This window comes from Arthrobacter sp. NPDC092385 (assembly GCF_044755105.1).
Lineage (GTDB): Bacteria > Actinomycetota > Actinomycetes > Actinomycetales > Micrococcaceae > Arthrobacter_D.
This window is the reverse complement of sequence record NZ_JBIVQL010000003.1, coordinates 181,449-194,148: the sequence shown is the minus strand read 5'-3', so window position 1 is coordinate 194,148 and position 12,700 is coordinate 181,449. Positions and strand designations below refer to the sequence as shown.

12 protein-coding genes are annotated in these 12,700 nt (G+C 68.2%); 9 read left to right on the top strand and 3 right to left on the bottom strand.

Translation table 11 applies throughout. From position 1 onward, the window contains the following. Positions 1-265: 265 nt before the first annotated feature. The 8 genes from ACIQCY_RS05955 to ACIQCY_RS05920 all read left to right on the top strand — a co-directional run bounded on the left by ACIQCY_RS05955 (position 266) and on the right by ACIQCY_RS05920 (position 7,646). Positions 266-1,351 (top strand): 2-keto-3-deoxygluconate permease, encoded by a 1,086-nt coding sequence (locus ACIQCY_RS05955; protein ID WP_400482972.1) that lies wholly within the window; start codon positions 266-268, stop codon positions 1,349-1,351. After that, positions 1,348-2,643, top strand: coding sequence for a four-carbon acid sugar kinase family protein (locus ACIQCY_RS05950; protein ID WP_400482971.1), 1,296 nt, complete (start codon positions 1,348-1,350; stop codon positions 2,641-2,643). The genes ACIQCY_RS05955 and ACIQCY_RS05950 overlap by 4 nt, the downstream gene beginning before the upstream one ends. Continuing rightward, positions 2,640-3,665: a 4-hydroxythreonine-4-phosphate dehydrogenase PdxA gene (gene pdxA, locus ACIQCY_RS05945; protein WP_400482970.1), complete on the top strand. Its 1,026-nt coding sequence runs from the start codon at positions 2,640-2,642 to the stop codon at positions 3,663-3,665. Before ACIQCY_RS05950 ends, pdxA begins: the two co-directional genes overlap by 4 nt. 35 nt (positions 3,666-3,700) lie before the next feature. Then, a complete protein-coding gene (locus tag ACIQCY_RS05940) occupies positions 3,701-3,844 on the top strand; it encodes a hypothetical protein (RefSeq protein ID WP_400482969.1) in 144 nt (47 codons plus the stop codon). 24 nt (positions 3,845-3,868) lie between these two features. Beyond that, on the top strand, positions 3,869-4,750 hold the full coding sequence (locus ACIQCY_RS05935) for a GntR family transcriptional regulator (RefSeq protein WP_400482968.1): 882 nt from the start codon (positions 3,869-3,871) through the stop codon (positions 4,748-4,750). A 373-nt stretch (positions 4,751-5,123) separates the two neighbouring features. Then, positions 5,124-6,797, top strand: coding sequence for a DUF222 domain-containing protein (locus ACIQCY_RS05930; protein WP_400482967.1), 1,674 nt, complete (start codon positions 5,124-5,126; stop codon positions 6,795-6,797). A 92-nt stretch (positions 6,798-6,889) separates the two neighbouring features. Further along, complete coding sequence (locus ACIQCY_RS05925; protein WP_400482966.1) at positions 6,890-7,261, top strand: UTRA domain-containing protein; 372 nt, start codon at positions 6,890-6,892, stop codon at positions 7,259-7,261. Between the two features lie 190 nt (positions 7,262-7,451). Next, entirely contained in the window at positions 7,452-7,646 is a 195-nt protein-coding gene (locus tag ACIQCY_RS05920) for a hypothetical protein (protein WP_400482965.1), read from the top strand. Between the two features lie 189 nt (positions 7,647-7,835). On the opposite strand, the gene ACIQCY_RS05915 is transcribed toward ACIQCY_RS05920, so the two are convergent. Then, positions 7,836-9,431 (bottom strand): esterase/lipase family protein, encoded by a 1,596-nt coding sequence (locus ACIQCY_RS05915; RefSeq protein WP_400482964.1) that lies wholly within the window; start codon positions 9,429-9,431, stop codon positions 7,836-7,838. A gap of 133 nt (positions 9,432-9,564) precedes the next feature. Next, positions 9,565-10,005 carry a hypothetical protein gene (locus ACIQCY_RS05910; RefSeq protein WP_400482963.1) on the bottom strand — a complete coding sequence of 147 codons (441 nt, stop codon included), beginning with the start codon at positions 10,003-10,005 and terminating at the stop codon, positions 9,565-9,567. Positions 10,006-10,227: 222 nt separating this feature from the next. Between ACIQCY_RS05910 and ACIQCY_RS05905 the strand changes: the two genes are divergently transcribed. After that, entirely contained in the window at positions 10,228-11,769 is a 1,542-nt protein-coding gene (locus ACIQCY_RS05905; protein ID WP_400482962.1) for an alpha/beta fold hydrolase, read from the top strand. An 83-nt stretch (positions 11,770-11,852) separates the two neighbouring features. On the opposite strand, the gene ACIQCY_RS05900 is transcribed toward ACIQCY_RS05905, so the two are convergent. Continuing rightward, a complete protein-coding gene (locus ACIQCY_RS05900; protein ID WP_400482961.1) occupies positions 11,853-12,416 on the bottom strand; it encodes a DUF7010 family protein in 564 nt (187 codons plus the stop codon). Between the last annotated feature and the right edge of the window lie 284 nt (positions 12,417-12,700).

Below are 12,700 nucleotides of genomic sequence, written 5' to 3'. Positions count from 1 at the left end.
GCGCGGGCGGCGCGGCCCGCGCGGTCGCCGTTGAAGGTAATGATCAACATCGGTTCCCGTCGGATCAGGTGGACGTGCGCCACGGCAGCGAAGTACACAAGGTCTTCTGTACGGCCCAGCGGAAGGATTGCTCCTCGCAGCCACTTCTTGTGTGACGTGCCCCACGCGCCCTACAGTAGGTACATCGTGTCCGTACTAGTTGTACGCACGCCTCCCGCACGCCTCCGTCCGCACAGAGACCTCCCGTACAGAGAGAAGATTCGCTATGGCAGCCGAATCGCTTCCGAAGTCCCGCATCCCCCTGTTCGACGGCATGAACCGCATCCCCGGCGGACTCATGCTGATCCCCCTGATCCTCGGCTCGATCGTCGGGACGTTCGCCCCCGGCTTCCTCGAACTCGGCAGCTTCACCACCGCCCTGTTCGCCGAGTCCGCCCTGCCGCTCATTGCTATCCTCATCTTTGCCACCGGCATGCAGATCACCGCGAAGGCGTCGGGCCCCGTCCTCGCGACGACCGGCGTCGTCCTGCTCTTCAAGACGATCATCCCTGCCGCCCTCGTCGCAGGCCTCGGCCTGGTTGTCGGCATCGACGGCATCCTCGGGATCTCGATCCTCGCCCTCCTGGCCAGCTTCGACAACAGCAACGGCGGACTCTGGCTCGCCTTCACCGGCCGCTACGGCGACTACCGCGACCGCGGCGCCTACATGGCCTCCGCCGTCAACGACGGCCCCTTCTTCACCCTGCTCTTCCTCGGCATCTCGGGTCTCGGCAACATCCCGTTCCTCACCCTCCTCGCCGCCGTCATCCCCCTGATCCTCGGCTTCATCGTCGGCAACCTCGACGCCAAGTGGACCGAGGTCATGCGGCCCGTGCCGAACATCGTCATCCCGTTCTTCGCCTTCGCCCTCGGCACCGGCATCGACCTCCGCAACGTCATCACCGGCGGCATCAGCGGCATCTTCGTCGGCATCGCCGCCACCCTCATCACCGGCGCCCTGGTCTACATCGGCTACCGCTTCATCCTCCGCCGCGGCGGGAAGTCCGGCATCGGTATCGCATCGGCGACCACGGCGGGCAACTCGATCGCCACCCCGGCGATCGTTGCGGCAGCGGATCCGAGCTTCTCCCCGTTCGTGGAGGTCGCGACGGCGCAGGTCGCCTCGGCCGTCCTGGTCACCGCGATCTTCGCTCCGCTCCTCGCCACCTGGGTGCTCAAGCGCCAGGGCGGTCTGGATACGGACGACGCCGTCGCGGTCGCCTCGACGTCCGCCTCCGAGCTCCCGCCCGCTGGTGACCCCTCGGCGCCGACCACCCGTCCCCGCCGAGCGCAGGACGACGACCGGCCGTGACACCGTCCGCACCGATCGTCGGCATAGCGGCCGACGACGTCACCGGCGCCACCGACTCCGTGGTCCAGTTCTCCCGCACCGGCTGGTCCTCCCGGCTGCTGCTGGGCGGACTGCTCCCGAACTCGGTGGAGCCCGGCAGCGCCCTCGCCCTGAACTCCGACGCCCGGGCGATGGACCCTGCGACCGCCCGAACGGCCACCGCAGGCGCCGTCGCCGATCTGGTCATCGCCGGGGCGAATCGCCTGTACCTGAAGATCGACTCCACCATGCGCGGCAGCGTCCCGGCGCAGGTGGCCGGGGCCCTCGACGCCTGGCAGGAACAGCACCCCGGCTGCTTCGCCGTCGTCTGCCCGGCCTACCCGGCGATGGGGCGGACCGTAGAAGACGGCCTGCTGCGCGTGCACGGCGGACCCGTCGAGGACTCCCCCGCAGGCCGGGATCCTGTCACCCCGGTCCCGACGAGCGAGTTCTCGCACCTCCTCCCCGGCACGACGACGATCAGCCTCGGCAGCTCACCCGCGGCAGACGCCCAGGCGCTGCGGGACGCGGCGGGTGGCGGCGTCGTCGTGGTGAATGCGGCGTCCGATAGCGACCTCCGCACCCTCGCGGCCGCGCTCGTCGTCGCCGGCCCGACGGCGATCCCGGCCGGATCGGCCGGACTCGCCGCCGCCCTGGCGACTGCGTGGGCAGATGCTGCCGCCGAACTGACGCCCCCGGAGCCGGCGCCTGCCGCTCAGGGGCAACGGATCGTCGTCGTCGTCAGTTCGCTGCACGACGTCGCCCGCGCCCAGACCGACCACCTGCGCGCCCGGCTGGACTCCGCCGACCTCCGCATCCTGCAGCCCGACGAGTCCCTGCTCGACCAGCCGAACCGGCTCGCGCAATGGGCCGCCGGAGAACTCGAGTCCCCGGAGACGTTGCCGCGGGTCGTCGTCATAACCTCCCCCGAAGCGGTCGGCGGTTCCGAGACCCTCAGCGGCACCGCCATCGCGGGCAGTCTCGCGTCGGTGGTGCAGCAGACCCTGGCCCGCGCGTCGGTCGGCGCCCTCGTGCTCGTCGGCGGCGACGGCGCCCGCGCCGTCCTCGACGCCACCCGCGCCCAGGCGCTGCGTATCACCGGCGCCATCCAGGAGGGCATCCCGGTCAGCGTCGTCGAAGGCGGCACCGCCGCTGGAAAGATTGTCGTCACGAAGGCCGGTGGCTTCGGGCCGGTCACCGCCTTGCTCGACACCGTCGCCGAACTCACCCGAACCCTGACCCCCCTCGCCCACTCAACGGAGGCATCCTCATGAGCATCCCCACCCTCGCCGTCACCCTCGGCGACGTCGCCGGCATCGGACCGGAGATCACCGCGAAGTCACTGCTCGGGCACGACGACGTCCGGCAGGAATGCGTGCCCGTCGTCATCGGCGACGAGGCCGCCATGCGCCAGGGCGTGTCCAACGTGGGCGGCGATCCGGACAGGGTCCGCGTGCTGTCCTCGATCGGGGACGCGACGAACGAGCCCGGCATCATCGAACTCCTGCAGACCGGCCCGTCGCTGGCCGACGTGAAGCTCGGCGAGCTCAGCCCCGCCGCGGGCGACGGCTCCTACCGCTTCGTCGTCGAGGCCTGCCGCCTGGCCCGCGAGGGCACAGTCCAGGGCATCGTCACCGCGCCGCTCAACAAGGCCGCGATGCACGCCGGCGGGCACAAGTGGCCCGGCCACACGGAGCTGCTCGCGCACGAGTTCGGCGTGGAGAACTTCAGCCTCGTCCTCTCCGCGGGCGACCTCTACTTCTTCCACCTCACCACCCACGTCTCCCTGCGGCAGGCCATCGAGGACGTCACGCCGGAACGCACCGGCAACGTCATCGAACTCGTCAGCGCGTTCACGAAGGCACTCGGCAACCCGGACGAGCCGATCGGCCTCGCCGGGCTCAACCCGCACGCCGGCGAGAACCGCCTGTTCGGGAACGAGGACGCCGACATCCTCGCCCCCGCCGTCGCCGCCGCCCGCGAGAAGGGCATCAACGTGCACGGGCCCATCCCCGCGGACGCGCTCATCCCCGCCGCGGTCAAGGGCAACTGGAACATGGTCATCGCCTGCTACCACGACCAGGGCCACGCACCCTTCAAGGCGGTCTACGGCGACGACGGCGTGAACATCACCGTCGGCCTGCCCGTCGTCCGCGTCTCGGTGGACCACGGGACGGCGTTCGACATCGCAGGCCAGGGCATCGCCCGCGAGGCCAGCCTCGTCCTGTCCCTGCGCCGGGCCGCTCAGTTGGCGCCGGGCTGGGACGTCGTCTGGCGGACCGCGCAGAAGGAGTAGCTGCTCCCGTACCGTCGGCACCTAGGATCGGAATCATGACAAGCGACGAAGACCTCGACCCTCCCGTCCCCAGCTACCTCGAGGGCATCACACTGAAGCGCGTCCACGATGGAAAGGTCCTCGAGGAGCAGGACGACGACGGTCCGGCGCCAGCGGACGAGTCCGACTCCGCGCCCTGAGGCCGGGTCGGAATAATGGCTGGAATGGACACCCCTGACGCCCCCGGACGCCTGCTCGACACCGGGAGCAGCGAGCCGCTGCACTTGCAGCTCCGCGGGCACCTGCGGGCACAGATCCTGAATCACTCGCTGCCGCCGGGCACCTCGCTACCCAGTGAGGCGCAGCTCCAGGTGCGGTACGGGGTGTCCCGGTCCGTGGTGCGTCAGGCCCTCGGTGCACTCGCCGATGAGGGGCTGATCGAGCGTGGCCGCGGGCGCGGCAGCACCGTGGCTCCCCGGCAGGAACACCACCGTCTGGTGCACCGCACGTCGGGGCTCTCGGCGCAGCTGGGGAGCGCCGGAGCGAATGTCGGCACCGAGGTGCTGTCGCTGACGCTGCAGGACGCCGATGCGTCGACGGCGGTCCTCGGGACTCCTCAGGTGCTCGCGCTCGAGCGGCTGCGGACGGCCGACGGCGAGCCCATCGCCGTCATCCACACCTGGCTTCCGGTGCCTGTCTTCGCTGACTTGACAGCGGAGTCCCTGCGCGACGCGTCCCTGCACGCGGTGCTCGGTGAGCAGTTCGGGGTGCAGATCACCTCCGGGAAGCGGCAGATCCGCGCTGTCCCGGGTGACCAGGACCTGCTGCGGCTCCTGAAGCTGGAGGCGTCGTCGCCCGTCCTGCTGCTGGAAGGCACGAGCTTCGACCAGGACGGGCGGCCCGTGGAGGTCTTCTCGACCTGGCACCACCCGGACCATGTGGTGTTCGACATCGACATCCAGCGGGAGCCCGCAGTGCAGACCTCGGCAGGCGGCCCGCCGTCGTCGTCTGCTGTTGACGCCCCTGACGCGGTGGCGGACCGGGCCCGCCGGCTCGGCGCCGACCTGCTCCGCTTCGCGGACGGTCTCTCGAACGCTGAGCGCTGATCGTCGGCCCAGCTTTGCAGCCCTCCCGTGTCGCTGGTCCACCTACCAGAAACTACAAGCCGCAACCGCCTGGCTGGCAAGTCCGCTCGGGTGTCCCGCGTCGAGGCTCTTGGGTGGCAGGGCCAAGATGCCACTCTTCAATCAGCACGCGGCCTGCCTACACCATGCACGAGTTCTTCTCCCTGAACGAGGGCGGGACCATGCCGTGAATGATCGACCTCACGTCGAATCCGCACCTGATGGTTTCCGGTACGCCAACTCGATGGCGTGACCGGCGATGACAGCCGACGGCTGTGGAGGAATAGTGCTCGACTTCTCCTCCACAAAGAGTCCGAACCCTCTGAAATAGTACGCGTGTTCGATAAAATAAGGTATGGACATCGCACCGCTCGAGCATCCCGAGGGAACAGGTACCTCCTTGGAGTCGATGCGGTCGGAATTGCTCGCTTTCGGGCAGGACCTGAATGGGCGCCACCTTCTTCTCAGCAAGCACGACGTCGTACGAGCACTCGTGGACATCGAAGAGCTTTCGAAGGTCATCGATCATCTCCAGATCGTTGCCGCTCGAGCTGCGCAGGAACACGGCGTCGCCGGCACCGGGGAGCAGGAGGCCCCTGGATCCCTCCTTGTGCGGGCGCAGCAAAGCCTGTCGACAGTGCAGGACGACGGCGCCGGGGGCGGCGGCGGGAGCACTTCAGCAGGCGCCGAACAGTGGAACAATAATGGGTTCCGTCCCGAATTCAGGACCTGTGCCGACTTTCTGCGGGCCGGGCTCGGCATCAGCCGCACCGAGGCAAACCGTCGATTGAGGATCGCGGCAAGCCTCCTGCCCGGGGTCACTGCAATCGGCTCTGCCACTCCCGCGTCGATGAGCACCCTCGGTGCTGCAGCAAGCGCGGGCGAGGTCAGCGGACGCGCTGTTTCGATCATCCATGAGGCCGTGCAGCGGGTGCGGTCCTTCGCAACGCCGGTGCAACTCGATTCGATGGAGCAGCACCTCACGCGGCAAGCAGTCGAATCGGATGAAGACCTCCTGCGGGTCCTCGCGCGACGCTGGGAGGGTGTGCTCAACCAGGACGGGCTGGAACCCACCGAGAAGGTCCTCAAGGCACGACAGGGCGTCTTCCTCAAGGGCAGACGCAACGGTCTGCATTTTCTGGAGATCGGCGCCACCGACGAGCAGTTCGAGCATCTGGTCACCGTCATGAACTCCGCGACGAATCCGAGGAGGGATCCGCTGACCCTTCAGAACACCGGGGACTCGACCATCGGCGGAGACCGAGCCGACGTGATGGCCGCCGAGAACGAAGAGGGTGACGCTGGTGTGTCTGACGCCGGTGGGGGCGATACACACCGGCCGACACGTCCGCAGAACCTCCTCGACGGCTTGGTCGCCGCCTGCAGGATCGCTTTGTCGACCGACAGGCTTCCCGCAGCGGGCGGACACCGGCCCCAGGTCATGGTGACCATCAGCTATACCGACCTCGTGGGCGAGATGGAACGTGCCGGCCACGCTGTGTTCGGGCAGCAGATGAGCGCACGAAGCATCCGCACGCTGGCCTGTGATGCAGACATCATTCCGATGGTCCTCGGCGGGCAGGGTCAGATCCTCGACATCGGGCGGGCACAACGCCTCTTCCCCGCGCATCTGCGGCGGGCACTCGTTGCGAGGGACAAGGGCTGCGCGTTCCCGGACTGCTCCATTCCGGCAACCTGGTGCGAGGCCCACCACATAGCGCCCTGGGCCAAAGGTGGAACAACGAGTATCAACCAGGGCGTCCTCCTGTGCTCGCGGCATCATCATGTGATCCACGAGGGGAAGTGGAACGTCGAATCGAAGTACGGCATCCCCTGGTTCACTCCACCGGTACACCTTGACCCGAATCGGAGTCCCCGAAGAAATACCTACTGGCAGGTGGAGGATGCCGTCCACGAGCAGCTTCGTGACGCCGGACGTGAACGATCTGCTGCAAGCGCCCCGCTGCTCTACTCGCCGACGGCCGTCCCAGCCACCTCAGCCGTCGTCACCATCCCTAGAACACGATGACGGCCTTCCCGCCCGGGGCGATGAGCGACGGAAGGGACTCGATGGTCTGCACGCGCCCGATCGCCTCGAAGGCTTAAGCGGCGCCTCCCCCCGTGATTGCTGTGATCTCGTCCGTGAGCCCGTCCGACGGCGTACCTATTGCTGTCATCCACTTGTGGCTGCCGGCACCGACGTTCGCCTGCCTGACGGCGGAAGAGCTGCACGATGCGTCCCTGCATGCGGTGCTCGGCGAGCAGTTCGGGGTGCAGATCACCTCCGGGAAGCGGCAAGTCCGGGCAGTGCCGGGTGACGGTGACCTGCTGCGGCTGTTACGACTCGAGGCGTCGTCGCCCGAGCTGCTGCTGGAAGGCACGAGCTTCGACCAGGACGGGCGGCCGGTGGAGGTCTTCTCGACCAGCGCGAGGTCGGCCTCGACTCGCTCGAGCTCGGCCTCCAGCCGGGACACCTGTTCACCTATACGCTGAGCCTGCTCGGCAGCGCCCTGTCCTGCTTCCACGTCTTCCCCCAATAGCTTCGCTCCTCAAAGGGTAGGAGAGCCCGGATCCCATGGTCGGAAGGAAAAGCGCAGGAGTGAAGAAGGATTTCAGCGCTCGAAACTGCAGAACGGGACCTACGACCCTTGCCTGCTGGTGCGGGGCCCACCACAATCGAGCGATGGAACAGCGAAGCGCGGATGAATCCCTGAAAGACTCGTACCCGGGAATCGGGATCGCCCTCGGCGCGGGGGTTGGATGTGCCATCGGGGTGGCGATCGCCGGTGGACCCGGCATAGCGATCGGCGCGGGCATCGGGGCAGGCGTGGGCCTCGTCGTCGGAGCGATCGCGGGCATGTCGTCAGGGAAGCGCTGACCCCCGACCTGATGGAGCATTGCCCTCGCCGCAGGGCGTGTCCGGGCGACGTGCGCCGTCGCGGCGCCGGCCTCAATCGACAGCGGACCATGACCGACCGTGCCCCACACCGAGCGACTGCATGAGGTCGAGGAGGCGCACGCGGCATGGCCAGCGCCGAGGACCGCCAGCGTGGAAGTAGGCGGTGGATCACTCCCCCGAGGTCGCCAGCGACCGCGGAGTGACCGTGATGCGGAGTCCGGCGTCGGCACCGAGCAGGTCCCGGGCGATCTCCGGGACGTACACACGGCCCACCCAGTGCTGGGGGTTGGCCTGGTCGGTGTCGCGGAGGGAATCTTCGGGGCCGGGGTTCCAGTCACGCAGGGCCGTGGGGATGGTGGAGTTCCACGCGGCCCACGCCCGGGGCAGCACCGAGGTGGCCGAGGGCGGTTCGATGTCGATGAGCAGGGTGTCCTGCCAGTCCTCCGTCTGCTCGAGGTGGTCCTCGAAGAAGAAGTGTCCCTCCACTTCCGTGATGGACATCAGCCGGAGCTTGAGTGCGTGGCGGAGCCTGGGTTCCTGGCCCGTCCCGGTGTCAGGGCGTGGGGCGCTCGACGAGAGGAACGTCGTCAGCAGGGGCACGGGGGAATCGATCGGATCCCCCTCCTTCCACCGCTCGATCTGCACCGGGCAGTAGTGGGCGGCACTCTGCTCGTGCACCAGGACCGGCAGGCCGCGGATCGCCAGGGCTACATCGAGCTGGAACTCGACGCTGGCCGGAGCCTTCTTGCCGACGGTGAATCCGGCCAGTTCCACTTCGATCTTCAGGTCGCCGAACAGGAACCGCTGGAGGTTCTGGTACCCCTCCTCGGAATTGACGATGCCGTAACGTCCGCTGTGGCTGCGGTGCACGATCGCCAGGGGAGCCCCGTGGACGGCTGCGTTGTCGATCTGCACCAGCCCGTCGCTGCGCGCTCCGACAGCTGCCGAGGACAACCCGAAGGCGACGTCGTAATCCCCGGGGTTCGAGCCGATCAGGCAGAACAGCTCCTCCGTGGGGAAGCCGTCCGTCGGCATGACGGTCGGGTCGAAATCATCGCGGGGGTGTTGCTGCCGCAGCGCCGGCGGCGTGAGGTAGTCGTACATCCGGTCAGGACCGAAGACGTCCGCCTCGTTCGTGCCCGCGGCATCCCGGAGCCGCTCCAGCAGCCCGAGACCTACCGCGAAGCGGATGCCGCCGTGCGGGGTGGCGTAGGTGAACACCCGCGCCACGTACCGTGTGCCCGCCGCCGGGTCCAGCCCTCCCTCGGCGTCGGCGAGACCCTCGGGGATGACGCGCTGCAGCAGCGCCCGGCAGATCAGCCCACCCATGGAATGAGCGACGAGGAACACCTTCGGCGCACCGGTCTTGGCGAGCACCAGCTTGATCAGGTCGAACAGGTCCCGGGCCGCCTCTTCGAAGGAGAAGCTCTGCGGGTCCTCGGCGAAGGTGCCGGCGGAATCGTCGTAGTAACGGTGGATCCAGATCGATGCGGGGCTGACGTCCCCGACCCCTACCCGGGTGAGGAATGACCGCTGGTCGCCGTGGACCGGCACCTCGTACTTGTGGTCGGTGACGAGCCGGAGCATCGGGGATTCGAACTGGTGGAACCGGGGCCTCCCGCTGCTGCTCGCGCGGACATGCACCGAGCCCTGGCTGAAGCCGTAGAACGGGTCATCCACCGCGGAATTGATGGCCGAACTCGTGCCGGCAAAACCGCGGACATAGATGACGGGAAGCCTGCCGTCGTCGCCAGGAGTACCCATGATGCACACCTCGTTCAAGAAGAGGAGCTACTGCCTGGACACCGACGATCCTCAGGTCGACGGGGACTGTCAAGGGTCCGCCCGGCGTCCGACGGCGTCACCCGGTCTCACCCCGCACCGGCGGCCGACGGCGTCACCCCCGCGTGGAGGACCGCCAGTCCTCCCGGGCGGCCCAGATCAAAAAGGCGAGCGCCGGGACGCTCCACAACCAGAAGCCCCAGCCGAACAGCATGAGCCCCAGGTGGAAGGCGATGACGCCGATCCAGCCGGCCTTGGCCCACTGACCGCCACGCAGGAGCAGAACGCCCAGGGTGGCCTCACCCAGGGAGAGCGCGAGCCCCCAACGCGCCGGAGCGGCCATGAAGATACTGGTCCAGGCCGTCTGGACCAGCGGGATGAACGACTCCTGCGCGAAGTCCGCATACAGCTGCGGATCGGTCATGACGATCCCCAGGTGGATTCCTCCCGTGAAGAGGAAGAATCCACCGACGATCGTCCGGCGGAGGCCCGTCCGTTTCCTGCCATCGGGATGGTCCGGCGCGGACGGTGACTGGTTCTTCGTGAGCGTTCTCATGTTTGCCCGGCTTCCAGGTCGGCCCGCTCAACGGGCTGAATCGTCTCCTCCTCCATTGTCTTGTCCCCGGGTGGCAGGGACAGGGCCATTGGTCCCCCACCGGGAGGCCGCCTGACCACTTCCGGTGGACCTTCGGCCCTAGTGGGGCCAGGACCCTTCCGGAATGCTGGGACGGGAATGCACGGCACGTTCTCTCCCCGCCCGGAAGGCAGTTGACGCACGATGTCCGCTCACCACGCCACCGGCTCCACCCCCTCCACTCCAGTGCGGAGCGTTCTGGGAAGCATCTGGGCGGACCGGCGTCTCGGCGTCGGCATTGCCCTGGTAATCACCGTCGGCTGTGGCGTCGTGCTGGGCTTGTGGACTCCCCGCGGGCCCCTCACCACGGCCGAGGTGCTCGGCACGATGCTTCTCTGCCTGCTGGTCGGCGCCGGCGCCGGGCTCGTCCTCCGGTCGCGGTGGGCCATGCTGCTCGCCCCGGTGGCGGTCGCCGTCGTCTTCGAGCTCACTCGTATCGGCACCGATGGGCCCACCGTGGACGGAATCCACACCACCACGTACGGCGTCCTCACCTTCATCGTCGGGCGCGGCTTCCACGCCCTCCTCGCCCTGACCCCGCTGGTCCTGGGGGCGGCGATCGGCGCCGGAGTGGCACGACGGCTGTCCCAGAGGCCCGGCCGGGCCGGCGCCGCCACCTACCTTCGCCGCGCCGTCGCCGCCCTCACGGCGGTGGCGCTCATCGGGCTCGCGGTGGTCATCGCCCGGCCGGCCAGCACAGCCCCCATCCGGACCGCCGACGGCGACCCCGTCGCCGGGAGCATCGCCGAACTCACCACGGTGGAGACCGGAGGCAAGGACCTTGGCCTCATGCTGCGCGGCGTCGACGTCGAGAAGCCCGTCCTGCTGTTCCTCGCGGGCGGACCGGGCGGCTCCGAACTGGGCGCCATGCGGAACCATCTGCAACAGCTGGAGGAGTACTTCGTCGTCGCGACCCTGGACCAGCGCGGAACCGGGACGTCCTACCCGGAGCTGGACCCGGCGTCCACGCTCACCCTCGAGAGCTCGGTCGAGGACGCGATCACTGTGACCGATCATCTGCGGGAGCGCTTCGACGAGGACAGGATCTACCTGATGGGACAGTCGGGCGGGACGATCCAGGGGATCCTCGCAGTGCAAAGGCAGCCGGAGCTCTACCACGCGTTCATCGGCATCGGGCAGATGGTCAGCACGCTGGAGACGGACACCATCTTCTACGAGGACACTCTCGCCTGGGCCGAGCGGTCGGGCGATACAGCACTGGCGGACAGACTGCAGCAGATCGGCCCGCCACCCTACGCGGACATGCTCGACTACGAGACCGCACTGTCTTACGAACACCAGGTGTACCCCTACGACCACACCGGCAACTCCGAAGGCGAGGGCGGGTTCTCGGAGAACTTCCTCGTCCCCGAATACACCCTCACCGACCAGATCCACCTCCTCGGCTCGTTCATGGACACGTTCTCGGTGATCTACCCCCAGCTCCAGGACATCGACTTCCGGACCTCCGTCACCCGCCTCGAGGTTCCCGTCTACTTCGTGCAGGGCGCTCACGAGGCGCGCGGCCGGGCCGAACCGTTCGAGGAGTGGTTCCCGCTGCTCGAGGCACCGGTCAAGGAGACCACCGAGCTTTCGACGTCGGGCCACCGTCCGCTGTTCGAACAGCCCGACGAGTTCGTCGCCTATCTGCGGGACACGGTGCTCGTCCGGACGCCGCCGTCGTAGCCTGCCATCGCCGGCATCACCAGCCCGGCGTCGTCAGTTCGTCTCGTGTCCCGCCGTCATGAGCCGGCCGTCCCCGGCCAATGTCAGGCGCCCGTCCTCGCGAGATCCGCATCGGACACCTGCCGGTCGCGGAAGAATTCGACGACGCTGAACGCCAGGAGCGCCGCGACGGTGAACCATGCTCCCACGAGCGACCACTCCGGCATCACCGAGGCGATCAGGACGCCGACGACGATCAGCGGCACTGACAGGAACAGGAATGAGCGCATGCCGTAGAGGTACACGAACGGGAGGTAGTGGGCGCCCACGATGACCATCGCGGCCGGAAAGAGGAGGCTCGGCTGGAGCGCCGCGAGCGCGAGAACGACGACGAGGCCGAGTGGGGCCTGCATCGCCAGCTGGAATGCCAGGGCGGACATCGGGTGGCCCTTCGGCAGGGACGCGGGACCGCCACGCAGCCGGAGCCCGACGGTCGTCAGCGGGAAGATCAGCGTTCCCCCGAGGAACAGGGCCATAGAGGCAGCCACCGTGGACTCCTGCGACGCGACGATCGCGGACCCTGCCCACACGAGCGCCGTGACGAGTTGCCCCACCGACCCACGACGGTAGAGCCGCCGTACGTCCTCCTGAGCTGAGGCAATATGCATGCGTCCACCCTCCCGGTGACCCCGAGCGAGATCACCGACCGCGCGCTGGTTGTCCGCTGACCCTAACCGTTATGTCGACGCACGACGCCGCACTGGCGGCGTCCGTAGCGCGTACGCCAACATACCGCTCCCGCCTTCACCGGAATGAGCCACGCGGGGGTGCGCCGCATCGGGCGGGCTCCTCGGCTAACAACTCGTTAACGCAAGGTGAACGGGTATTGAACGGTCGGTTCGCCGGCACTAGGCTGCGAAAGTCCCACGGGATCGCATGTCAAGAGCATTCG

Bases quoted from the DNA above. Each gene is read 5' to 3' on its own strand.
- ACIQCY_RS05955 (WP_400482972.1), top strand. From the start codon at position 266: ATGGCAGCCGAATCGCTTCCGAAGTCCCGCATCCCCCTGTTCGACGGC.
- pdxA (WP_400482970.1), top strand. From the start codon at position 2,640: ATGAGCATCCCCACCCTCGCCGTCACCCTCGGCGACGTCGCCGGCATC.
- ACIQCY_RS05940 (WP_400482969.1), top strand. From the start codon at position 3,701: ATGACAAGCGACGAAGACCTCGACCCTCCCGTCCCCAGCTACCTCGAG.
- ACIQCY_RS05935 (WP_400482968.1), top strand. From the start codon at position 3,869: ATGGACACCCCTGACGCCCCCGGACGCCTGCTCGACACCGGGAGCAGC.
- ACIQCY_RS05930 (WP_400482967.1), top strand. From the start codon at position 5,124: ATGGACATCGCACCGCTCGAGCATCCCGAGGGAACAGGTACCTCCTTG.
- ACIQCY_RS05920 (WP_400482965.1), top strand. From the start codon at position 7,452: ATGGAACAGCGAAGCGCGGATGAATCCCTGAAAGACTCGTACCCGGGA.
- ACIQCY_RS05915 (WP_400482964.1), bottom strand. From the start codon at position 9,431: ATGGGTACTCCTGGCGACGACGGCAGGCTTCCCGTCATCTATGTCCGC.
- ACIQCY_RS05910 (WP_400482963.1), bottom strand. From the start codon at position 10,005: ATGAGAACGCTCACGAAGAACCAGTCACCGTCCGCGCCGGACCATCCC.
- ACIQCY_RS05905 (WP_400482962.1), top strand. From the start codon at position 10,228: ATGTCCGCTCACCACGCCACCGGCTCCACCCCCTCCACTCCAGTGCGG.
- ACIQCY_RS05900 (WP_400482961.1), bottom strand. From the start codon at position 12,416: ATGCATATTGCCTCAGCTCAGGAGGACGTACGGCGGCTCTACCGTCGT.